23 protein-coding genes are annotated in these 22,768 nt (G+C 62.9%); 11 read left to right on the top strand and 12 right to left on the bottom strand.

Annotated elements, in window-relative coordinates; translation table 11 throughout:
- Window positions 1-81 precede the first annotated feature (81 nt).
- The 3 genes from GCN78_RS05440 to GCN78_RS05430 form a co-directional block, all read right to left on the bottom strand.
- Window positions 82-1,293, bottom strand: a complete 1,212-nt coding sequence (locus tag GCN78_RS05440) for a phosphoglycerate kinase (RefSeq protein WP_152250774.1) — start codon at window positions 1,291-1,293, stop codon at window positions 82-84.
- Between the two features lie 77 nt (window positions 1,294-1,370).
- The gene (locus tag GCN78_RS05435) at window positions 1,371-1,721 is read right to left on the bottom strand and encodes an AzlD domain-containing protein (RefSeq protein ID WP_152250773.1); all 351 of its coding nucleotides are present in this window, start codon (window positions 1,719-1,721) and stop codon (window positions 1,371-1,373) included.
- Window positions 1,714-2,460: an AzlC family ABC transporter permease gene (locus GCN78_RS05430; RefSeq protein WP_152250772.1), complete on the bottom strand. Its 747-nt coding sequence runs from the start codon at window positions 2,458-2,460 to the stop codon at window positions 1,714-1,716. Before GCN78_RS05430 ends, GCN78_RS05435 begins: the two co-directional genes overlap by 8 nt.
- A 258-nt stretch (window positions 2,461-2,718) precedes the next feature.
- Here GCN78_RS05430 and GCN78_RS05425 point away from each other — a divergent pair, with 258 nt between their 5' ends.
- From GCN78_RS05425 to GCN78_RS05410, 4 genes are all read left to right on the top strand, one after another.
- A complete protein-coding gene (locus tag GCN78_RS05425) occupies window positions 2,719-2,913 on the top strand; it encodes a zinc-finger domain-containing protein (RefSeq protein WP_034780619.1) in 195 nt (64 codons plus the stop codon).
- Between the two features lie 75 nt (window positions 2,914-2,988).
- Complete coding sequence (locus tag GCN78_RS05420) at window positions 2,989-3,414, top strand: YybH family protein (protein WP_034780622.1); 426 nt, start codon at window positions 2,989-2,991, stop codon at window positions 3,412-3,414.
- Window positions 3,414-4,439 (top strand): YheT family hydrolase, encoded by a 1,026-nt coding sequence (locus tag GCN78_RS05415; protein WP_152250771.1) that lies wholly within the window; start codon window positions 3,414-3,416, stop codon window positions 4,437-4,439. The genes GCN78_RS05420 and GCN78_RS05415 overlap by 1 nt, the downstream gene beginning before the upstream one ends.
- Entirely contained in the window at window positions 4,432-5,022 is a 591-nt protein-coding gene (locus tag GCN78_RS05410) for a DUF2946 family protein (protein ID WP_152250770.1), read from the top strand. The genes GCN78_RS05415 and GCN78_RS05410 overlap by 8 nt, the downstream gene beginning before the upstream one ends.
- Window positions 5,023-5,025: 3 nt before the next feature.
- Here the strand turns inward: GCN78_RS05410 and GCN78_RS05405 are convergent, their stop codons facing one another.
- Window positions 5,026-6,615, bottom strand: coding sequence for a beta-barrel assembly-enhancing protease (locus GCN78_RS05405; RefSeq protein WP_152250769.1), 1,590 nt, complete (start codon window positions 6,613-6,615; stop codon window positions 5,026-5,028).
- A 197-nt stretch (window positions 6,616-6,812) separates the two neighbouring features.
- Here GCN78_RS05405 and moaC point away from each other — a divergent pair, with 197 nt between their 5' ends.
- Window positions 6,813-7,319 (top strand): cyclic pyranopterin monophosphate synthase MoaC, encoded by a 507-nt coding sequence (gene moaC, locus GCN78_RS05400; protein WP_152250768.1) that lies wholly within the window; start codon window positions 6,813-6,815, stop codon window positions 7,317-7,319.
- Here moaC and GCN78_RS05395 read toward each other — a convergent pair whose 3' ends face one another.
- Window positions 7,320-7,700 (bottom strand): DUF6713 family protein, encoded by a 381-nt coding sequence (locus GCN78_RS05395; RefSeq protein ID WP_152250767.1) that lies wholly within the window; start codon window positions 7,698-7,700, stop codon window positions 7,320-7,322.
- 163 nt (window positions 7,701-7,863) lie between these two features.
- Here GCN78_RS05395 and GCN78_RS05390 point away from each other — a divergent pair, with 163 nt between their 5' ends.
- The gene (locus GCN78_RS05390) at window positions 7,864-8,586 is read left to right on the top strand and encodes a flagellar brake protein (RefSeq protein ID WP_152250766.1); all 723 of its coding nucleotides are present in this window, start codon (window positions 7,864-7,866) and stop codon (window positions 8,584-8,586) included.
- 21 nt (window positions 8,587-8,607) lie between these two features.
- Here the strand turns inward: GCN78_RS05390 and GCN78_RS05385 are convergent, their stop codons facing one another.
- From GCN78_RS05385 to recA, 7 genes are all read right to left on the bottom strand, one after another.
- A complete protein-coding gene (locus GCN78_RS05385) occupies window positions 8,608-9,072 on the bottom strand; it encodes a pilin (protein WP_152250765.1) in 465 nt (154 codons plus the stop codon).
- Window positions 9,073-9,285: 213 nt separating this feature from the next.
- Complete coding sequence (gene sucD / locus GCN78_RS05380) at window positions 9,286-10,167, bottom strand: succinate--CoA ligase subunit alpha (protein WP_076565931.1); 882 nt, start codon at window positions 10,165-10,167, stop codon at window positions 9,286-9,288.
- A 13-nt stretch (window positions 10,168-10,180) separates the two neighbouring features.
- Complete coding sequence (gene sucC, locus GCN78_RS05375; protein WP_076565928.1) at window positions 10,181-11,350, bottom strand: ADP-forming succinate--CoA ligase subunit beta; 1,170 nt, start codon at window positions 11,348-11,350, stop codon at window positions 10,181-10,183.
- Between the two features lie 72 nt (window positions 11,351-11,422).
- Window positions 11,423-11,983 carry a DUF2889 domain-containing protein gene (locus GCN78_RS05370; protein WP_152250764.1) on the bottom strand — a complete coding sequence of 187 codons (561 nt, stop codon included), beginning with the start codon at window positions 11,981-11,983 and terminating at the stop codon, window positions 11,423-11,425.
- Between the two features lie 279 nt (window positions 11,984-12,262).
- Window positions 12,263-13,801, bottom strand: a complete 1,539-nt coding sequence (locus tag GCN78_RS05365; protein ID WP_152250763.1) for a class I SAM-dependent methyltransferase — start codon at window positions 13,799-13,801, stop codon at window positions 12,263-12,265.
- Between the two features lie 226 nt (window positions 13,802-14,027).
- Entirely contained in the window at window positions 14,028-14,483 is a 456-nt protein-coding gene (gene recX / locus GCN78_RS05360) for a recombination regulator RecX (RefSeq protein WP_152250762.1), read from the bottom strand.
- A 134-nt stretch (window positions 14,484-14,617) separates the two neighbouring features.
- Window positions 14,618-15,724: a recombinase RecA gene (recA, locus tag GCN78_RS05355; RefSeq protein ID WP_152250761.1), complete on the bottom strand. Its 1,107-nt coding sequence runs from the start codon at window positions 15,722-15,724 to the stop codon at window positions 14,618-14,620.
- 254 nt (window positions 15,725-15,978) lie between these two features.
- Here recA and GCN78_RS05350 point away from each other — a divergent pair, with 254 nt between their 5' ends.
- The 5 genes from GCN78_RS05350 to GCN78_RS05330 all read left to right on the top strand — a co-directional run bounded on the left by GCN78_RS05350 (window position 15,979) and on the right by GCN78_RS05330 (window position 22,746).
- Window positions 15,979-16,713: a response regulator gene (locus GCN78_RS05350; RefSeq protein WP_152250760.1), complete on the top strand. Its 735-nt coding sequence runs from the start codon at window positions 15,979-15,981 to the stop codon at window positions 16,711-16,713.
- Window positions 16,714-16,715: 2 nt separating this feature from the next.
- Window positions 16,716-18,248, top strand: a complete 1,533-nt coding sequence (locus GCN78_RS05345) for a sensor histidine kinase (protein ID WP_413465183.1) — start codon at window positions 16,716-16,718, stop codon at window positions 18,246-18,248.
- Complete coding sequence (locus GCN78_RS05340; RefSeq protein WP_152250759.1) at window positions 18,241-18,555, top strand: DUF4212 domain-containing protein; 315 nt, start codon at window positions 18,241-18,243, stop codon at window positions 18,553-18,555. The genes GCN78_RS05345 and GCN78_RS05340 overlap by 8 nt, the downstream gene beginning before the upstream one ends.
- The gene (locus tag GCN78_RS05335) at window positions 18,552-20,600 is read left to right on the top strand and encodes a sodium:solute symporter family protein (RefSeq protein ID WP_152250758.1); all 2,049 of its coding nucleotides are present in this window, start codon (window positions 18,552-18,554) and stop codon (window positions 20,598-20,600) included. Before GCN78_RS05340 ends, GCN78_RS05335 begins: the two co-directional genes overlap by 4 nt.
- 109 nt (window positions 20,601-20,709) lie before the next feature.
- Window positions 20,710-22,746, top strand: a complete 2,037-nt coding sequence (locus tag GCN78_RS05330; RefSeq protein ID WP_226939479.1) for a S9 family peptidase — start codon at window positions 20,710-20,712, stop codon at window positions 22,744-22,746.
- Window positions 22,747-22,768: the final 22 nt, after the last annotated feature.

Here is a 22,768-nt window from a genome sequence, read left to right as displayed (position 1 = left end):
GACCCGGCGGCTGAACCGCCCGGCAAGGTAAAAGCGCAGCGGTCAGGCTGCGCTTGGTACTGAACTGCTGACAGTAACGCCTTAAGCGGCGCGTTGCATCAGGATTTCCACGGCCGGCAGGGTCTTGCCTTCCAGGAACTCCAGGAAGGCGCCGCCACCGGTCGAGATATAGCTGATTTTATCGGTAATGTCGTATTTGGCAATCGCCGCCAGGGTGTCGCCACCGCCGGCGATCGAGAATGCTGTCGAATCGGCAATGGCCAGGGCCAGGGTCTTGGTGCCGTTGCCGAACTGGTCGAATTCGAACACGCCGACAGGGCCGTTCCACACGATGGTGCCGGCGACGGCGATCTGCTGCGCCAGCAGTGCAGCCGTTTTCGGGCCGATATCGAGGATCATGTCGTCGTCCGCCACGTCGGCCACGTCCTTGACGGTGGCGGCGGCCGTTGGCGAGAATTCCTTGGCGCACACGACGTCGACGGGAATCGGCACTTGCGCGCCGCGCTTGGCCATGATGTCGATGATGGCTTTCGCTTCCTCGACGAGTTCCGCTTCCACCAGCGACTTGCCGACATTCAAGCCGACGGCCTTCATGAAGGTGTTGGCGATGCCGCCGCCGACGATCAGGTTATCCACCTTGTCGGACAGGGCTTTCAGGATGGTCAGCTTGCTCGACACTTTCGAGCCGGCAACGATCGCCAGCAACGGACGGGCTGGCGCATGCAGCGCCTTGCCCAACGCATCGAGCTCGGCGGCCAGCAGCGGGCCGGCGCAGGCGACGGGGGCGAACTTGGCGATGCCGTGCGTGGATGCTTCGGCGCGGTGGGCCGTGCCGAACGCGTCATTGACGTAGATATCGCACAATTTCGCCATTTTTTGCGCCAGCTCATCGCTGTTTTTCTTTTCGCCCTTGTTGACGCGCACGTTTTCCAGCAGGACGACCTGGCCGGCAGCCAGGGATTCCAGGCCGGCGCCGTCGACCCAGTTTTGTTTCAATGCAACTTCCTGGCCCAGCAGCTCGGACAGGCGGGCTGCCACGGGCGCCAAGCTGTCGGCCGGCTTGAACTCGCCTTCCGTAGGACGGCCCAGGTGCGACGTCACCATGACGGCGGCGCCGGCGTCGAGCGCGGCGCGGATGGCCGGCACCGAGGCGCGGATGCGCGTATCTTCGGTGATCTTGCCACTGTCATCTTGCGGGACGTTCAGGTCGGCGCGAATAAACACGCGCTTGCCTTGCAGTGCATTTTGGGCGATCAAATCTTGCAGACGGATGAAGTTGAGAACAGCTGACATGGCGATCCAGATGACGAGTGGAAGGAAGTGCGCTATTTTACCGCAATGACCAGAGCAAATCCCCGATTTGTCCTGCTTTACTGAAAAACGTGCAACAGTCGCAAGCCCGTGAAAACCAGCATGCCGAACACAATGGTTTGCAACATATTGCGGCGAATCACGAAAAAGAGCGTGGCGGCAATCCCGGACAAGAGTTTCAAATTCGATAATCCGAAGTGCACCTGCTGCCCTTCCATCAGCATGTCGGGCGCGATGATGGCCGCCAGCGCGCAGGCCGGCGCATAGCGCAGCATCTCGCCCACGCGGCGCGGAATGGTGATGTGGTGGCCGACCAGCCAGAAGGTGCTGCGCGTGGCCGCTGTCGCCACCACCAGCACGGCGATGGCGATCCACACGTCGGCCCTGCCCCAGTCTATGCCGTCAAACATGGCGTTTTGTCCATTTCTCTGTCAATTCTTCCACGGCCATGGCGCTGACCATGCCCACCAGAACGGCCACCAGCAAGCCCAGTTTATAGGGCAGGCCGTAGGCCAGCACGGCCACCGTGCCCGCCACCAGCACGCCGCACAGGGCCGCGCGGCTGAGGATCAGCGGCACCGTCACGCACAGGATCGCCAGGGTGCCGGCAAAACCCAGTCCCCATTCGGCGGGCACGACGGCGCCCAGCACGATGCCGATGAAGGAACCGATTTGCCAGGCCAGCCAGTTGGGGTAAATCAAGCCTTTCAGGAAAGGCAGCTTGGCCGGGTCCGGCGTTTCGTGCGGGTAACGCTGCAGGAACAGGCCCACGGTGATGTCGCCCGCCACATAGCCGAGCGCAAAGCGCTGGCGCCACGGCAGATGGGCGAAATGGGGGGCCAGCAGCACGGAAAAGATAACAAACCGCAAATTGACGACGAGGGCCGTGGCGAAGATCACCCACACGGGCGCATGCGCGGCCAGCAGGGGCAAGGAAGCGAGCTGGGCCGATCCGGCAAAGACGAACAGGGTCATGGCCCCCGCCTGCGCCACCGTCAGGCCGCTTTTCACCATGGCCACGCCCACCACCATGCCCCAGGCGGCGATGCCCAGCAGGGTGGGCGCGCCGAGGTTCAGGCCGGCGCGCCAGGCATCCTTCAGCAGGGCGTCGTCCTTGGCGGCCGGGACGGCGTTCACGCGGGTGTTCATGCGAGCCCCCGGCAGGCTGAGTGTGGTAACTGCACAACAATGGTGCAAGACGACAAGGGCGGCAACGATGATACCGGCAAGGCAAATCCAGTCAGTGTGGCGCTGCAGCTGCCATATTTGCGCAAAAATCCGCGCCGCAGCCGAAGATGATCGAGCCGCCATTTTAGCCATGATTTTTGCTGTCTGCCTGAATCCGTTAAAATCGTGCTTTTGGCAGCCGCCGACTTCCTTCCATACAGCCTCACGGAGCATGACAAGATGACAAAAACCACCCAGCCAGCGGTCGAACTCGACAGTAAAGACTTGCCAGCCCACTGCCCTAACCCGGCCATGCCGCTGTGGTCGTCGCATCCGCGCGTGTTCCTGGAATTCAACAAGGACGGTATCGCCAAGTGCCCGTATTGCGGCACGGCCTACACCCTGAAGGAAGGCGCCAGCGCCGGCCATCATTAAACTGCCCAGCGGCGCGCCTCCAGCGCGCCGTTTTCATTTGCACCTGTCATCTATACCGCTCAAGCCGGAGTCGTCATGAAACGTCTGAAAGAACTCAATGGCAGCGCCGCCGAAGTCGAAGCGGCGTTCTACGATGCCTTGCACCGCGCCGACCTCGAGGCGCTGATGGCGCTGTGGGCCGACGATGAAGAGATCGTCTGCATCCACCCGGGCGGCGCGCGCCTGATCGGCCATGCCGCCATCCGCGCCTCGTGGGAAACCATCCTGGCGGGCGGCGGCCTGCACATCGTGCCGGCACAGCTGCATGAGACGCACAACCTGATGAGCTCCGTGCACACGGTGATCGAAGGCGTCACCCAGGAAGAAGGCGGCCCGGCGCACCTGCTGGCCACGAACGTGTACGTGAAAACGCCGCGCGGCTGGCGCATCGTGCTGCACCACGCGTCCATCGCCCCGGGCGGCGCGCCGGCCGACGCCACCGGGGCGCAGATTCTGCACTGATGTCTTTGTCACTGTCCTACACCGCCCCGCTCTGGCTGCCTGGCGGCCACGCGCAGACGATTTATCCGGCCGTGTGCCTCGCCAAGCCGGCCGTGGCCTTCCGCCGCGAACGCTGGCAGGCGCCCGATGGCGACTTCGTCGACGTCGACCTGGTCGACGGCCAGCCGGGCCAGCCCTTCGTGGTGCTGTTCCACGGCTTGGAAGGCTCATCCAGCAGTCACTACGCGCGCGCCCTGATGAGCGAAGTGGCGGCGCGCGGCTGGTCGGGCGCCGTGCCCCATTTTCGCGGCTGCTCGGGCGAAGCCAACCTGGCGCCGCGTTTTTACCATTCCGGCGATGCGCAGGAAGTGGACTGGATCGTGCAGCGCCTGCGTCGGCGCGCGACGGGAAAATTGTACGCGGCCGGCGTCTCCTTGGGCGGCAATGCACTGCTGTGCTGGCTGGGCCAGTCGCAGCACCAGGCCGATTTCATCGATGCGGCCGCGGCCGTGTCCGCGCCGCTGGACCTGGCGCAAGGGGGCAAGGCCCTGTCGTCCGGCGCCAACCGTTTCTACACGCGCATGTTCCTGAACACCTTGAAACCGAAATGCCTGGCCAAGCTGGAACAGTTTCCCGGCCTGTTCGCGCGCGAGGCCATGCTGGCCGCGCGCGACTTGCACGCCTTCGACAATGTCGTCACGGCACCACTGCACGGCTATCGCGACGCCGACGATTACTGGCACCGCGCCAGCGCCAAGCACGTCTTGCCGGACATCACCGTGCCGACCCTGGTGCTGAATGCGCAAAATGACCCCTTCCTGCCCGGGCGCTTCTTGCCGCGCAGCGCCGCGCCGCCGGTCACGCTCGACTATCCGCGCCACGGCGGCCACGTCGGCTTCGCCGCAGGCAAGTTGCCGGGAAGCACGCGCTGGCTGCCGCAACGGCTGATGCATTTTTTTGAAGGCGGCAACACGGCGCCACCGGCGCCGCAAACCTGTCACGCTGGCAGTTCGCAAACGCACACGGAAAACGCACCACATGGATGAACTCGTCAAGCAGGCCCTGGCCAAATGGCCGAACGTGCCCCACTGCTACGGCTGGCTGGGCCTGGACGCGCGCGGCCACTGGCGCATGCGCGACCAGCAGGCGCAACAGCAACAACTGCCCGGCGACAAGATCGCCCACACGGCCCTGTTGAACTTTATCCACCGCAATTACGCCCAGGATGAACGCGGTTGCTGGTTTTTCCAGAATGGCCCGCAGCGCGTGTATGTGAATCTGGAAGCGACGCCGTACATCGCCCGCAGCGACCCGCAGCACGGGTTTGTCTTGCAGACGGGTACGCCGCTGGCGGCCATCGATGCCGCCTGGCTGTGCGACAACGGCGCGCTGATCCTGCGCCAGGGCGACATCATCGCGCAGGTCGATGACCGTGACATGGCGCAGGTGCTGGCGTCGCTGCGCGTGGACGGCCAGCAGGCCGGCGACGACGCCTTGCTGGCGTGGCTGGAAAATGGGCAGGGCAAATTGATGCTATTGCATGACGGCAAGGAGATTGCCGTGCAGCCGCTGCGCTACGCTGCCGTGCCGCAGACCTTCGGCTTCCAGCCGATGCCGCAAGCCGAATAAGGCTTAGCCCTTCTGGTCCTTGATCTGTTCGCGGCGCTTTTCCTGCAATTCCCGCTCGCGCGCATCGATCACGGCCTGGTCATAAAAGGTCGCGTCCGTCGATTTGCGGGCGATCGTCAGCTGGTCCAGCGCGGCCATGGTGGCGCCCTGCAGCACGTAGGATTCGGCCAGGGCCATGTGCTGCAAGGTCATCTTGCCCTGATCCGCATACGCTTTCGCCAGTAAATCGTACAGTTCCGGTTCTTCCTTGTAGAGCTGCACCTGTTCGCGCAGGTACAAGGTCGATTGTTCCAGCTTGCCGGCCGCCATCAGCGCTTCCGCATACTGATGGGCAATGCCGCGCGAGAGGGGAAACTGCTGGCGCGCCGCGTCGGCCGCCTTCAAAGCCTGTTGCGCCACTTCCTTCTTCTGCGACGGCATCAGCAGCACTTCCAGCCCCATCGCCGCCAGCAGGGAATTGGGGGCCTGCGTGCCGCCCGAGGTCAGCACATTCGGCGCGGCCGGCTGATGCAGGGCCGCATTGGCCGCATCGAGTTCCTTTTGCGCATCCAGCGGCTTGCCCTGCTTGACGGCAACAAAGGACAAGCCGTAATGGGCAGCCACCACCTGGAAGCGGCTTTGCTGTTCCAGCTGCGTCGTGAAGACAGCCTTGGCATTCAGCAAGCCTTGCACGCTTTCATCCTGCAGCACGCGGGCGCGGGCCCGGGCCAGGTGGAAACTCAGGCTGTCGGCACGCTGCTTGTACGGCTGCTCGCGAATGCGCGCCTGGATGTCGGCGATGCGTTCCGTCGTCAGCGGGTGCGTCTGCAAGTAGGCGGGCATCAGGTCGCTGTACGAACGGCTGGCCGCCTGCATGCGGCCGAAGAAGGCCACCATGCCGGTGGTATCGAAACCGGCTTCGCCCATGATCTGGAAGCCGATGCGGTCCGCCTCGCGTTCGGCGTCGCGGCCGAAATTGAGCTGGCGCTGGATGGCCAGGCCCTGGCCGGCGGCAAACACGCCCATGGCCACGTCACCGCCCGCGCGCGACGCGAGCGCCGCCAGCAGCATGGCGGCCAGCGGCATCAGGGCGTCCTGGCGCTGCTGGCCCAGCATGCGCGCGATATGGCGCTGCGCCACGTGGCCGATCTCGTGCGACAGCACGGACGCCAGTTCCGCCTCCGTTTGCGCCGCCAGCACCAGGGCCGAGTGCACGCCGATAAAGCCGCCAGGCAAGGCAAACGCGTTCAACTGGGGATCGCGCACGGCGAAGAAAAAATAGTCGTAATTCGTTTCGCCGCGCACGCTGGGTCGCGCCGCCACGAGGGCGTTGCCGAAGGTATTCAGGTATTCCAGCAAGGGCGCGTCGTCGAGGTAATCGCGGTCGCCGCGGATGCCGCGCATGATTTCCTCGCCGATCTTGCGCTCCATCGCCGGCGACAGGTCTTCGCGCGAGGTATCGCCCAGGTTAGGCAGATTCGGCGCCGGCGGCACGGCCGGCGGCGTCCAGCTGCTTCCCTGCTTGGCCACCGCACTGGCGGCCGGCGCCGCTGGCGCGGACGTATAGGTTTGCGCCAGCGCAAACGGCGCCGCCAGCGACAAGGCAGCGAGCATGGCTGCGCGCCGGGCGCCGCGCCGCCATGGCGCAGCGGCGTTTTCAAGGACGATCGGAAGGGGAGTTTTTGAATTCACGGGTGCTATCATACCTTGTTAGCGGCGCCCATTCCCACGCAACAAGCATGCACCATGCCAGTGGCATGACGGCGTGACCCGGCATGCCGCGCCCCCCACTCCTCACCTATTTTGACGCCATGACAACAGCAGACAAGCAAGCCCCCGCCGGGGAACTGACCCATTTCGACGCCACGGGCCAGGCCCACATGGTGGACGTGGGCAGCAAGGAAGACACGCGCCGCAGCGCCGTGGCCACCGGCACCATCCGCATGCAGCCCGCCACCCTGGCCTTGATCATTTCCGGCAATGCGAAAAAGGGCGACGTGCTGGGCATCGCCCGCATCGCCGCCATCATGGGCGCCAAGCGCACCAGCGACCTGATCCCCCTGTGCCACCCGCTGGCCCTGACGCGCGTCACCGTCGACTTCGAAGTGGACGAAGCGGCCAACAGCGTGCACTGCCGCGCCCAGGTCGACACGACGGGCAAGACGGGCGTGGAAATGGAAGCGCTCACGTCCGTGCAAATCGGCTTGCTGACAATTTATGACATGTGCAAGGCCGTCGACCGCGGCATGGTCATGACGAACGTGCGCGTGCTGGAAAAGCATGGCGGCAAGTCGGGCGACTGGCACGCCGAGGTGTAATCATGTTGCCTGGCGCGCCAGCTGGCCCCTGACCCGGCGCAAGTCGCGCAGCAGCCAGGCGGCGCATGCCAGGCACAGCGCGATGATGGCCACGGACAGCGGCAAGTGGAACTGTTCCTGTCCCGCCAGCGCGAAGCCGGCGTGGATCAGGAAGGTGCCCACGCCCAGCGCGGCGCACACTGCCGCATACCACGGCGCCTGCGTGGTGTTCAGCAGCACGTGCCGGTAACCGACCAGCACCAGCGAAATGGCCGCCAGATTAAACGCCAGGAAACCCTGGACGCCGCCAGGAAACTGAAACATCTCCCACTCTTTGCAGTAGGCGGCGTCGATTTGATGCAGGATCAGGAACAACATGGTCCAGAAGTAGCTGCGCGGCATAAGATTTTCATTCGTCAATATTAATGCAATTATAAAACCTGCGCCGCGCACGAGCACAGGCCGAAGGCTTTTTTCCAGGCCAATATGAATTTCATTGATATGAGTGCTTTTTCATCAAGAAATCATGCATACTGCGAGTCGACAATATTCAAATGAGCATCGGATGACTAGCAACAGGCCCGCCGCGGAAAGCAAGCTCCAGGACTTCGAATTCGAGGCCATGCATCTGCAGGTGGGGGGACGCATCCAGTTCATCACGCATCGCACCATCAAACCCATCCAGCATTTCTCGACCGTGATCGGCTATGTGAAGGATGAGTATTTGATCGTCAAGATTCCCATGGAAAACGGCGCGTCGATCGTGCTCAACGAGGGTGACAAGCTGACCATCCGCGTGTTTTCCGGCGTCACCGTATGTTCGTTTTCCTGCAGCGTGCTGCGCATCTTCGGCCGACCGCTCAATTATGTCCACCTGAGCTTTCCCGACGCCATCCAGGGCACCAGCCTGCGCACGGCCATGCGCGTCAAGGTGGAGATTCCGGCGCAGCTGAGCTACCGCGACGTGGCGGCCGTGCCCGTGTTTATCGTCAACCTCAGCGTCTCGGGCGCGCTGATCGAGGCGCCCAGCATGCTCACGCCGGATGACGAAGGCGTGGCGCTCAGCTTTACCCTGCTGGTGCAGCCGAACAAGCATCAGATGCGCGTCAATACGCGCGCGCGCATCCAGAACGTCAGCGTGGGCAAGCCGTCGAATGGCCATGCCGCCGAGGCGGCGGAAATCTATACGTATGGCGTGCAATTCATCGACCTGGAACCGACCCACTACACCCTGCTGCAAAACCTCACCTATGAGGCGCTGATCGCGGACCGGCAAAAAATCGTCTGATACCGGGCTGGCAAGCGTCACTTACAGCGTCGGAGTCACGTCGGGAATGTTGTTTTTGGTAATCGCTTCCTTCGCCGCCGGATTCGTCACGGTAGTGCTATTGAACCAGGTCAGGCTACTCGTCCCCGGCTTCATGGTCATCGTCACGGTTTGTCCACCGATACCCGTGCCCAGGTCGGCCGCCAAGGTCAGCACGATATCGCCCTTGTCCACTGTGGCGCTGGCCACTTCGCGCGTCGGGCTGAACTTGGGGATGGCGCTGGGCACGGCCTCGGTGGGCGTGCTGCAGGCGGTAGCGGTGCCGCCGTTTTCCTGCACGCACAGGGCCACGGCCGTTTTCAACGGGGCAGCGGCGGCCAGCACATTGCTGACCTTGGCCCGCATCGTATAGTCGCCATACTGGGGAATGGCCACGGCCGCCAGGATGCCGGCGATGGCCACCACGATCATCAGTTCTATCAGGGTAAATCCGCTTTGCGCGCGCATCGTATCCTCCCATGGTGCATTGCTCACGCCAGCTACGGTGCAAGCGCCATGCCAGCGGCGCGCCCGGGCAGCGGCGGTACACATGGAAAGAAAAGCGACACTTTTGGGCCGGTTCGGACCAGCACCGTCGCCCGAGACCGGGAATCGGCCTGTCTTGCGGACAAAAAAAAGGAGCCGAAGCTCCTTTTTTGTACTGCGTGAACCAGGCTGAAATTACAGCATGGCTTTCAGCAGACGCGCCATTTCCGACGGGTTTTTGGTCACGGTGATGCCGCAGGCTTCCATGATTTCCAGCTTGGCTTGTGCCGTATCGGCACCGCCCGAGATCAGCGCGCCGGCGTGGCCCATGCGCTTGCCTGGAGGAGCGGTCACGCCGGCGATGAAGCCGACGACCGGTTTTTTCATGTTGTCTTTGATCCAATAAGCAGCGTTGGCTTCGTCCGGACCGCCGATTTCGCCGATCATGATGACCGCGTCGGTATCTGGATCATCATTGAACATCTTCATGATGTCGATGTGCTTCAGACCGTTGATCGGGTCGCCGCCGATGCCGACTGCCGACGATTGGCCCAGGCCCAGTGCGGTCAATTGACCCACTGCTTCATAGGTCAGGGTACCCGAACGCGACACCACGCCGATGCGGCCTTTTTTATGGATGTGACCTGGCATGATGCCGATCTTGATTTCGTCTGGCGTGATCAGACCTGGGCAGTTAGGGCCCAGCAGCAAGGTTTTGCTGCCGGCTTTAGCCATGCGGTCTTTCAGGACCATCATGTCACGCACAGGAATGCCTTCGGTGATGCAAATGGCCAGATCCATTTCAGCTTCAACAGCTTCCCAGATCGCCGCTGCCGCGCCTGCTGGCGGCACGTAGATCACGGAAACGTTGGCGCCGGTTTCTTTTTTCGCTTCGGTGACGTTAGCGAAAATAGGAATGCCTTCGAAGTCTTCGCCGGCTTTCTTCGGGTTCACGCCTGCCACGAAGGCAGCTTTGCCGTTCGCGTAGTCGCGGCAACCGCGGGTGTGGAACTGGCCGGTCTTGCCGGTGATCCCTTGGGTGACAACTTTGGTATCTTTATTGATCAGAATGGACATGTTGATTCCTTAATTAAGCTTGACCGGCAGCAGCGGCAACGACGCTCTTGGCTGCATCTTCCATGGTGTCGGCTGCGATGATAGGCAGACCGGAATCGGCCAGCATCTTCTTGCCCAGGTCTTCGTTGGTGCCCTTCATGCGCACCACCAGCGGTACGTTCAGCGAGACGGCTTTCACCGCGGCGATGACGCCTTCGGCGATCACGTCGCAACGCATGATGCCGCCGAAAATGTTCACCAGGATGGCTTTCAGGCCTGGGTTTTTCAGCATGATCTTGAACGCTTCGGTCACTTTTTCTGCCGTGGCGCCGCCGCCGACGTCCAGGAAGTTGGCTGGTTCGCCGCCGAACAGCTTGATGGTGTCCATGGTGGCCATGGCCAGACCGGCGCCGTTCACCAGGCAGCCGATGTTGCCGTCGAGCGAGATGTAGGCCAGGTCGAATTTCGACGCTTCGATTTCAGCTGGATCTTCTTCGTCCAGATCGCGCAGGGCGACGATTTCCGGGTGACGGAACAGGGCGTTCGGGTCGAAGTTGAACTTGGCGTCCAGGGCGATGACCTTGCCGCTGCCGGTGACGATCAGCGGATTGATTTCGGCCAGCGAGCAGTCGGTTTCCCAGTACGCTTTGTACAGGCCTTGCAGGTTGACGCGCGCGTCGACGATGGAACCGGCAGGCACGCCGATTTTGGTCGCGATGTCGTCTGCCTGGGCATCGGTCAGGCCGACGCCTGGATCGATGGTGACGTGGTGGATTTTCTCAGGGTGGCTCTCGGCCACTTCTTCGATGTCCATGCCGCCTTCGGACGAAGCCATCAGGACGATTTTCTGGGTGACGCGGTCGGTGACCAGCGAAACGTACAGTTCTTGCTTGATGTCGGCGCCTTCTTCCACCAGCAGGCGGTTGACTTTCTGGCCTTCGGCGCTGGTCTGATGCGTGATCAGCTGCATGCCCATGATCTGGTCAGCGTATTCCTTGACCTGTTCCATCGATTTTGCCACTTTCACTCCGCCGCCCTTGCCGCGGCCACCTGCGTGGATCTGCGCCTTGACGACCCACACCGGGCCGCCCAGGGTTTCCGCAGCCTTGACGGCTTCTTCGACGGACATGCACGGGATACCGCGTGGTACCGTCACTCCGTGCTGCCGGAGGATTTCTTTGGCTTGATACTCATGGATTTTCATGCTGGCTTCCCTTCTGATACTGATGTGTAAAAATACGGTTAGTGGTGCAAAAAAAACAGGAAAGCGCCGGGGTCACGCCTTGGCTACCCAGCGCGGGTAATACTGTGCAACTGCCCCGCCATCGGTACGCAAGGCGTGGCATTTGTCGAGTTGAAACGGCTTTTCATGCGACAAGTCAGCATTCTCACCGTCACGGGTCGACCAGACATCGCCGGCAAATGCCTGAACCGTCGCAGTCGGCAAGACTTGCGCCAGTTCGGTCAAATGGGTACAGCCGGCGATTCCCGCCAGGCGCTGTTTCAAGTCGCGGCGGAAATTCTTCAATAAATTCAGACCGATCAGCGCCCGGTAAGCGGGGCCGATGGTATCGCAAAAACCGGGATAGGGCACGGCATCGGAGGCAGCTTCGGCCTCGACAATGTTCAGTTCGCGATCGACGGTAATGCGCAAGTGGAGGTCATGCAGAGGGGAGCCGGCGGGACGGGGGCCGGAGGCCAGGGTCGCGTCATAGCTTTTGATGTCGGTGATATGGGCGTCAATATCCCACAGGCCGTCGTCGCGCACATACGCTTGGACGTCGATAACGCGGGAGTGCCGGAGGGCGCGCCGGGATACGGGAGTTGACAGGGGCATAAGACCGATGCCGCTTGCGCGGCCATAATTTAGTAAGCAGCCATGTGCCTAAAGCACTCTGTTCGCAGCTTCTACGAACAGCAACCGCACCTGCGGCGCCGCAAAAACCCTAAAAGTGTAGCACACTGGACGCCGGTTGCGCCGCAACATAATTTTTTATTGGTCTGGCCGCCTGCTGCAAATTATCAGTGAAAATCGCAAAATGAATGACAAACATTCGCAGTATGAATAACTTAAATGCAGGAGTGCAAGCACCGGCAACCTGGCCGGCGCTGCGCCTCAGTCAGTCACGCCCAGTATGCGCAAAATGGGCAAGTTACGCGCAGAGAAATGCTGTGCGTGCGCCAGCAGTTCGGCCAGGTTTTCCTCTTCCGTCAACAAGGGCTGTCCGCCCTTCGTCAGCAACTGCTTCAGGCGCAGCAACACCGGCCATGTCGCGCGCACCCATTCTTGCGGCGTTAAACAACCTTGCAGTTTCGCCCACAGGAATAGCTGTTGTAAATGCGGTACAGCCACGCCGCTGCCCGTCAGAGGACTGGCGAGGATGGTCAAATCGGTTCTTGCCAGCGCCTGTTCCAGCAGGTGCGCATTCAGGCGCGCCGTCTGCGGCCGCGCCACGGCGAGGTCGGCCTCGTCCTGGACAGCCAGTACGCTGCCCTTGCTAACCAGCACCAGCATGATCTGCAGCAAGGCGGCCAGGTTGGCTTCGCTGCCAGCCAGTTGCTGCTCCAGCTCGCCTATCGTGTACACGCGATGGTCGGCCATGGCATCGAGCACGGGCGCATACACGCGCTCATCCATATCGGCGTCGCCCAGCACGCCATGCACGCTCAACACCACCTCGTCGCGCGGCACGGCCAGCATCACGCGCACGGCCCGCAAGGCACTGGCCTGGGCGAACGGTGTCAGCCTGCGCGCGCCCTTGACCCAGTAATCCTTGCGGAACTGCTCGTTGACAAGGAAGCCGCGCGTCGTCTCGCGGAAGATGGGATCGGGTATCTCGGCCAGGAATTGCTGGTGCTCGGCCGTCAGGTTCAGCATGTCGACCAGAGCGGTATAGGTGGCGGATGCGGCAAACTCGAGCTTGGCTTCGCCCAGCATGGCCGCGACGCTGGAAAAGGCCATCGGCTGCCAGTCGGCATTGAAATACTCATGGGCAAGATAATGCCCATCCATCGCCTTGAGCTTTTCGATGCGGTCCGCCAGCAGCGGGTTGGCCTCCAGGTAGCGCGGTTGCGTGGCGATCATCCTGTCGACGAAACCGATGGCGCCCTCGACTCTGGCCAGCACGCCCTGGCCCGGCGCACTCATGACGCGGCTATGTTCGGCCATCAGGTCGCGCATCGGCATCATTGCGGCCCAGCCTGGCTGGGTGTTGTAACTGATGAAGACGACACCGCCGACTTTCAGCTTGCGCCGCAGGAAGTCGACGATCAGCGCGCGATTTTCCGCCGAGACCCAGCTCCAGATCCCGTGCAGGCAGATGAAGTCGAAATCGGGCAAGTCGTCGCGGCGGCAAAACTGCGCGAACGATTCGTCCGTGAACTGCGCGCCGGCGCCAGCCGCGCTGGCCAACTCCTGCGCAAATGCAGCCTGGGATGGATTGAAATCATTGCCATACCAGCGCGTGGCGGACGCCGCCGCATGGATGTTGGCGCTGATACCCTGGCCAAAGCCCAGCTCGCAAGCCGTGCCACTGGCAGGCAAGGCAAGGCCGGCGGCCAGCAGGGGCAGCCGCAGACGCAAAGGATTCAATTCTTCGTAATAGCCATAGGTATAGGCGATTTCGGCCATATAGCCGGCATTCCAGTTGCTCATCTTGCATCCTGTCACGATCAGTGGTGCTGCGCGCATCGCACAGCGTTCGAGCGCCAGCATACCCGATCGCACGGCGTCACCATCCTGGAAACAGACGGCGTTTGAAAGCCCATTTCATGGCGGCACGGCGGGGGAAGCACGGGCATGGCCAGACCGGCAGGCCAGAGACACGGGAAAGCGGCTTTGCCGTCGCGCCCGCAGACCCCGTGGAATGCCCGCGCCTGCCTTATTCTTCCTCGGGATCCAGCCCCTTCAAGGCCACCTGCACGGCGCGCTGGGAAAAACCGCGCTGCATCAGGAAGCGCATCTGCTTGTTGCGCTGCTCGGCATCCTGCGCCACTTGCCCGAATTTGCGGCGCCACACTTCGCAGGCGCGCGCCACTTCCCCTTCGGCCAAACCCGCCTTGAGTTCCTGCAGCGCTTCGCCGCCAATGCCGTGACTTTGCAATTCCGCCATGATGCGACTGTTGCCGAAGCGCGCCGAGCGGCGGTGGATCAGCGACTCGGAAAAGCGCTCCTGCGACAGCCAGTTGGCTTGCTCCAGGCTGTCGAGCAAGGCTTCCACATCGTCGCCTTCCTGCGCATGCCGCTGCAACTTGCGCCGCAATTCCATGCGGCTGTGCTCGCGCATCGACAGAAAGCGTAGCGCCCTGCCCTTCAGGCTTAGTTGTACTGCGGCCATACACCACCTTGTCTTTCATTTCACGATCACGGCACCCAAACACAATCGCCGCCCGGCGCAACAGCGCGGGACGGCGATCATGGTCACACCTTGCCAGCCACCATCCGCAAGCGCGCATGGTGGCTGACGGCAGCTTACTCGGCGGCCTTGGCTTCCGCAGCCTTGGCAGCCTTGTCGGCGGCCTTATCCGCTTTTTCCGGCTTTTCAGCAGCCAGCGGCGGCAGTTCGCGCACGCCCAGCGAAGCGCGGACCTTGTTTTCGATTTCGCGCGCCAGCGCAGGGCGCTCTTGCAGGAAGGCGCGGGCGTTGTCCTTGCCCTGGCCGATGCGTTCGCCGTTGTAGCTGTACCACGAACCGGATTTTTCCACGATCTTGGCATCCGAGCCCAGGTCCAGGATTTCGCCTTCGCGCGAGGTGCCGGCGCCGTACAGGATGTCGAAGTGCGCTTCCTTGAACGGTGGCGCGATCTTGTTCTTGACGACCTTGACCTTGGTTTCGTTGCCGATCACTTCATCGCCGGACTTGATCGAGCCGGTGCGGCGGATATCCAGGCGCACGGAGGCATAGAATTTCAGCGCATTGCCGCCGGTGGTCGTTTCCGGGCTGCCGAACATCACGCCGATCTTCATGCGGATCTGGTTGATGAAGATGACCAGGGTATTGGTGCGGTTGATGGAACCGGTCAGCTTGCGCAGGGCTTGCGACATCAGGCGCGCTTGCAAGCCTGGCAGGGAATCGCCCATGTCGCCTTCGATCTCGGCGCGTGGCGTCAGCGCGGCCACGGAGTCGATGACGACGAGGTCGACGCTGCCCGAACGCACGAGGGCGTCGCAGATTTCCAGGGCCTGCTCGCCCGTATCCGGTTGCGAGATCAGCAATTCATGCAGGTTCACGCCCAGCTTTTGCGCGTAACCGACGTCGAGCGCGTGCTCCGCATCGATAAAGGCGCAGGTGCCGCCCAGTTTTTGCATTTCGGCAATGGTTTGCAGGGTCAGCGTGGTTTTACCCGACGATTCCGGACCGTAGATTTCCACCACGCGGCCGCGCGGCAAGCCGCCCACGCCCAGCGCGATATCGAGGCCGAGCGAACCGGTCGACACGACTTGCACTTCTTCGATCGCCGCGCTGGCATCCATGCGCATGACCGAACCTTTGCCAAACTGCTTCTCGATCTGCGCCAGTGCGGCGGCGAGCGCCTTGGCTTTTTCCGATGCGGGTACTACAGCTTTTTTATCGTCCATATGTTCTTTCAGCCGTTCTACAGTTGCGGATTCACGTGACGCATCTACGTGAACCGTGCAGCCTGCGATAGCGCCAGTGGGTTAAATTCTTTACACAGACAGTACTGTATAAAAAAACAGTGATCAATGCAAGCGGAACGTGGATTTGTTTTGAAACAGATCAATACAAGCCTGGTTTTTCACAAAAACTCGCCACCTTGCGGGAAATGAAACACAATACAAACTTCTACCGCCGCAAGCATAGGAAGTGCACCATGCGTATTTTACTTGCCGAAGATGACAGCGTGCTGGCCGATGGCCTGACCCGCTCGCTGCGCCAGTCCGGTTATGCGATCGACTACGTCAAGACGGGCCAGGAAGCCGATACGGCCCTGTCCACCCAGGAATTCGACCTGCTGATCCTCGACCTGGGCCTGCCCAAGATGTCCGGCCTGGAAGTGCTGCGCCGCCTGCGCGCACGCGCCTCGCTGCTGCCCGTGCTGATCCTGACGGCCGCCGATTCCATCGAACAACGCGTAAATGGCCTCGACCTGGGTGCCGATGATTATATGGCCAAGCCGTTCGCCTTGTCGGAACTGGAGGCAAGAGTGCGCGCCCTGACGCGCCGCGGCGCCGGCGGCGGCGCCACCATCATCAAGCACGGCCCCCTCAGCTACGACCAGGTGGGGCGCAGCGCCTACATCAACGACCAGATGCTCGACCTGTCGGCGCGCGAACTGGGCTTGCTGGAAATCCTGCTGGGCCGCACCGGCCGCCTCGTGTCGAAGGAGCAACTGGTCGACCACCTGTGCGAATGGGGCGAAGAAGTGTCGAACAACGCCATCGAAGTGTATGTGCACCGCCTGCGCAAGAAGATCGAAGTGGGCGGCGTGCGCATCGCCACCGTGCGCGGCCTCGGCTATTGCCTGGAAAAATACTCGGAAGCGGCGCGCTTGAGCGCCGAAGCGGGCGAGTCGGCAAGCCCGCCCAGCGGACCTGCCAGCAAGTGAAGGTGCGCGAGGCGCCAGCGGACGAGGCGGACGACGACGACTGGTTCGAGCCGCCCACCACGGAACAGGATGACACCATCGAGCATTCGCTGTTCGGCGAAATCCTCGACTGGATGCTGGCGCCCCTGCTGCTGCTGTGGCCGATGAGCATCGCCATCACCTATCTGGTGGCCAAGGGCATCGCCAATCAACCGTTCGACCATGCGCTGGAAGACAGCGTGACGGTGCTCACGCAGCAGGTCAAGCAGGCCGACGGCGCCATGCTGCGCCGCGCGCCGGAACAGAACGGCAAGAATGGCGGCCGCGACTTCCTGCGCGGCGACGATATCGACACCCTGTATTACCTGGTGGTGGGGCCGCGCGGCGAATACCTCGACGGCGACCGCGATTTGCCGCCGCCGCAGGACCCCGACAAATACCGCAGCGGCATGGTGCTGTTTCGCAACGACACCATCCACGGCACGCCCGTGCGCGTGGCGTTCAGCTATCTCGACATTCCTTCCAGCAACGACGATGAGCCCAGCCGCGCGCTGGTGCAAGTAGCCGAGACGCTGGAAAAACGCGCCCAGCTGGCGAATGAAATCATCAAGGGCGTGATTTTGCCGCAGTTCATCATCCTGCCCGTGATCCTGGCCCTGGTCTGGTTTGCCCTGGCGCGCGGCCTGTCGCCGCTGGCGCAATTGCAGGAGCGCATACGCGCCCGCCCGCCCGACGATTTATCGCCCATCGAATCGGGCCAGGTGCCCGAGGAAATCACGCCGCTGGTCGGTTCGCTCAACGAGATGCTGGCGCGGCTGTCGCTGTCGATCGACATGCAGAAACGCTTCATCGCCGATGCCGCGCACCAGATGAAAACGCCGCTGGCCGGCATGCGCATGCAATCGGAACTGGCCCTGCGCCAGACCGACCACGACGAGATCCACCGCTCGCTGCTGCAACTGGCGAAAAGTTCGGAAGCGGCCACGCGCCTGGTCAACCAGCTGCTGGCCCTGGCGCGCGCGGAAAACCAGCCGCAGGCGGGCACGGCGTTCGAGCCGATCGAGCTCAGTGAACTGGCGCGCGGCGTGGTGCAGGACTGGGTGCAAGCGTCGTTTGCCCAGCATATCGACCTGGGCTTCGAACAGCCCGCGTATTCGATCATGATTTCCGGCAATGCCATGATGCTGCGCGAGCTGCTGAGCAATCTGATCGACAATGCCTTGCGCTACACGCCGTCGGGCGGCAGCGTCACGGTGCGCGTGCGCAGCACCCTGGAGCTGGCCATCCTGGAAGTGGAAGATACGGGTCCCGGCATACCGCAGGCCGAGCGGGCGCACGTATTCGAACGCTTTTACCGCATTCTCGGCAGCAATGTCGACGGCAGCGGCCTGGGCCTGGCCATCGTGCGCGAGATTGCCCAGCAGCATGGCGCCGAAGTCGATATTTTTAACAATCCACGCGCGCAGTCGCCGAAGCTGCCGGGCACCCTGCTGCGCCTGAGCATCGCCCTGCTGTTGCCGGAGGCGCCAGAAGAGGATGACATCACGTATGGATAAGCCGAGCCCAAGCGCTCCCCCCGCGCGACCGGCGCGCACGCCCAGCCCCGAGCTGCAGGCGCGCCTCGATGTGCACTGGCGCAAGACGCGGCGCCTGACGGCCATCCTGCTGCTGGTCTGGCTGCTGACGGGCTTCCTGACCGTGTTTTATGCGCGCGAGCTGTTGCATCTGAATCTGTTCGGCTGGCCGCTGCCCTTCTATATGGCGGCCCAGGGCGCCTCACTGGTCTACCTGGCCATCATCGCCTTCTACGCCTGGCGCATGCGCCGCCTCGACCGGGATTTTCATGCCGAGGAGCACGCATGAGCGGCCAGCGCAGCTTCTTTGCGCGCCTGTGCCGCTACTACCTGCTGTTTACCGCCGGTTTCGCCGCCTTCCTGCTGGCCCTGTCGGTGCTGGAACAGGAAGGCATGCCGCGCGCGTGGATCGGCTACCTGTTCATGCTCGTCACCATCACCCTGTACGCCACCATCGGCGTCATCAGCCGCACCTCGAACGTCACCGAATACTATGTGGCGGGACGCCGGGTGCCGGCCATGTTCAACGGCATGGCCACGGCCGCCGACTGGATCTCGGCCGCCAGCTTCATCAGCCTGGCAGGTGGCCTGTACCTGAACGGCTTCGACGGCCTGGCCTTCATCATGGGCTGGACGGGCGGCTATTGCCTGGTGGCGCTCCTGATCGCGCCCTACCTGCGCAAGTTCAGCCAGTACACGATTCCCGATTTTCTCGCCGCCCGCTATGGCAGCGGCGCCGACAAACGGGGCGCCAGCGTGCGCGTGGTGGCCGTGGCCGCCACCATCATCGTGTCGTTTACGTATGTGGTGGCGCAGATCTACGCCGTCGGCCTGATCGCCTCGCGCTTCACGGGCGTGGATTTTTCCGTCGGCATCTTCCTGGGCCTGGCCAGCATTCTCGTCTGCTCCTTTCTGGGCGGCATGCGCGCCATCACCTGGACGCAGGTGGCGCAATACATCATCATCCTCGTCGCCTTTCTGATTCCCGCCATGTGGCTGTCGGTCAAGCATGCGGACAATCCCGTGCCGCAGCTCGCCTACGGCAAAGTGCTGCCGCAACTGAGCGCGCGCGAACACGTGCTGGAAACGGATCCGAAAGAAAACGAGGTGCGCACCATCTTCCGCCAGCGTGCGCAAAGCTACCAGGCGCGCATCGCCGGCTTGCCCGCTTCCTGGGAGCAAGGCCGCCTGGCGGCCCAGCGCCAGCTCGATAGTTTGCGCCAGCGTAATACCTCGCTATTCGACATCCGCAACGCGGAGCGCACCCTGATCGCCTATCCCAAGAGTCCGGACGAGGCACGCGTGCTGTGGCAGGCCGCGCAGGCGCAAAACCAGAAACGCGCCGAGCCCATCATTCCACACGCGCAGCCCTTTCCCGCCGCCGACCGGGCGCAGTCCGACATCAAGCGCAACAATTTCCTGGCCCTCGTGTTTTGCATGATGCTGGGCACGGCCGCCCTGCCGCACATCCTCATGCGATCGTACACCACGCCCTCCGTGCACGAAACGCGCGTCTCCGTGTTCTGGACCCTGTTCTTCATCTTGTTGATCTATCTCACGATTCCTGCGCTGGCCGTGCTGGTCAAGTACGATATTTACTCGGCACTGGTGGGCACGCAATACACGCACCTGCCCACCTGGGTGTCGTACTGGGCCAACGTGGACAAGCTCAGCCCCCTGATCAGCATCGTCGACGTCAACCGCGACGGCATCGTGCAACTGGCGGAAATTTCCATCGACGCCGACGTGCTGGTGCTGGCCACGCCCGAGATCGCCGGCCTGCCCTACGTGATTTCCGGCCTGGTGGCGGCCGGCGGCCTGGCCGCCGCCCTGTCGACGGCCGATGGCTTGCTGCTGGCCATCTCCAACGCCCTGTCGCACGACGTCTATTACAAGGTGGTCGATCCCACCGCCTCGACGCAAAAGCGCGTGACGATTTCAAAATTGCTGCTGCTGGCCGTGGCCTTCATCGCCGCCTATGCGGCCTCGCAAAAGCCGGCGGACATCCTGTCGCTGGTGGGCGTGGCCTTTTCCCTGGCCGCCTCGACCCTGTTCCCGCCGCTGGTGCTGGGCGTGTTCTGGCAGCGCGCCAACTACCAGGGCGCGCTGGCCGGCATGCTGGCGGGCTTTGGCGTGTGCCTGTATTACATGCTGCACACGAGCACCATGTTGGGCGGCAATGCCAACGGTCAATGGATGCATATCGCGCCCATTTCCGCCGGCATCTTCGGCGTGCCGGCCGGCCTGGCCGCCGCCATCCTGGTCAGCTGGCTGACGCCGGCGCCGGGACGCCGCAGCGTGGGGCTGGTCGAGCATATCCGGGCGCCGGAGTAATGGCGTGAAAACACCGGACGGGCCTCGCTAAAAATCGCCGTAAATGATAGCCTAGTGGAAATAGTATTCAAAATGAATACTATATATTGCAACCTGATGCGGAGTGTCCATGCGGTCCAGCCTTGCCTGCCTTACCCTTACAGCCTTGTTATCGAGCACCATCAGCATGCCGGCCCATGCCGCCGCATCGGCGACGCCGGCAGCGGCGATTCCGGCCGCCGATTTCTTTGCCAATGCCACGCTCAGCGGCGCCGTGCTGTCGCCGGACGGGCGCCACGTGGCCGTACTGGTCAGCGCCAAGGGCGGCCGGGTCCAGCTCTACACGGTGGACTTGCCCAGCATGAAGGTCGCGGGCCTGACCTCGTTCGAAGATGCCGATATCAGCAGCATCGCCTGGGTCAACGAGCGGCGCATCGTGTATAGCGTGATGGATCGCAATATCGCCCAGGGCGACGTGCAATACGGACCGGGCCTGTATGCGATCAATATCGACGGCAGCGGCTACCGCCAGCTGGCCAGCAACACCTATTCGCGCACAGCGGCGCGCGGGACGCGCGAGATGCTGAGCTGGAATACGCGGCTGCTCAGCGCCAGCGGCGACCGCGGCACGGACGACGTATATGTCACGGAAGCCCAGTTCAGCGCCACCGGCACCCTCTCGCAATCATTGCTGCGCCTCAATACCGTGACCGGCATCAGCAAGGTGGCCGCCAGCATGGCCGATGCCCAGGGATGGCTGCTGGACCAGCAGGGCGAAGTGCGCATCGCCCTGGCGGTGAAGGACAACAAACGCACCCTGTATTACCGCGAGAATGCCGCCGCCCCCTGGCGCAAGCTGCGCGAGAGCGACGTGTACCAGGCGGCGCCGGGCGACTTCTCGCCCGCCTTCTTCGATGCCAAGGGCAACTTCTATGTGCATGCCGCCTACAAGGGCGCAGCCGCCGTGTACCGCTACGACCTGGCCGCCGGCGCCATCCAGGGTGCGCCGCTGGCGAACACGCCCGGCTACGATTTTGCCGGCATCCCCGTCCAGGGCAGCGAGGCCTTGCTGGGCATGCGCTTTGAAACGGATGCCGCCGGCACGGTCTGGTTCGACAAGACGCTCGACGCCGTCCAGGCCAAGATCGACGCGCTGCTGCCGGCCACGGTGAATGTCCTGTCCGTGGCCAAGCGGGCGGAGACGCCGTTCGTGCTGGTAACGGCCAGTTCTGACGTGCAACCGGCCAGCGTACTCATCTTCAATACCGAAACGGGCCAGCTCATGCCTGTCGGCAGCAGCCACCCGGCCATCGATCCCCTGCAAATGTCGCGCAAGACACTGGTTCGCTACCCGGCCCGCGATGGCCTCGACATCCCGGCCTACCTGACGCTGCCCAAGGGGCACGCCGGCAAGAACCTGCCCATGGTGGTCATGGTACATGGCGGCCCCTGGGTGCGCGGCGGCCACTGGGACTGGAACCGTGAAACCCAGTTCCTCGCCTCGCGCGGCTACGCCGTGCTGGAGCCGGACTACCGCGGCAGTACCGGCTATGGCGATGCACACTACAAGGCGGGCTGGAAGCAATGGGGCTTGAAGATGCAGGACGATATCGCCGATGGCGCCCGCTGGGCCATCGCCAAGGGCTATGCCGACCCGCAACGCATCTGCATCGCCGGTGCCAGCTACGGCGGCTATTCCACACTGATGGGCTTGCTGAACGATCCCGAGCTGTTCAAGTGCGGCATCAACTGGGTGGGCGTGACCGACATCAACATGATGCGTGACGGGCACTGGACGGGCGATTCCGATCTGGCCGACTCCTACAAGAAGAGCGGCATGAAGGACATGGTCGGCGATGCCGTGCTGGATGCAGCACAACTGCATGCGACGTCGCCGCTGCAACAGGCGGCCCGCATCCGGCAGCCTTTGCTGCTCGGCTATGGCGGCGCCGACCAGCGCGTGCCGGCAAGCCAGGGTCGCCTGTTCTACCAGGCCGTCAGCAAGACCAATCCCAACGTCGAATGGGTGCTGTATAACGAGGAAGGCCATGGCTGGGCGCTGCAAAAAAACAATGTCGATTTCTGGAGCCGCGCAGAGAAGCTGCTGGCGCGCAGTATCGGCCCGGCCAGCGCCGCCGGTGCCGCCGCTCCCGCCGCCACGCCCTGAACCGCATCGACTTCTGGGCCAG

Source organism: Janthinobacterium rivuli, from assembly GCF_009208735.1.
Lineage (GTDB): Bacteria > Pseudomonadota > Gammaproteobacteria > Burkholderiales > Burkholderiaceae_D > Janthinobacterium.
Note: the sequence above shows the minus strand (reverse complement) of the source record. Positions and strands in the feature narration are given on the sequence as shown.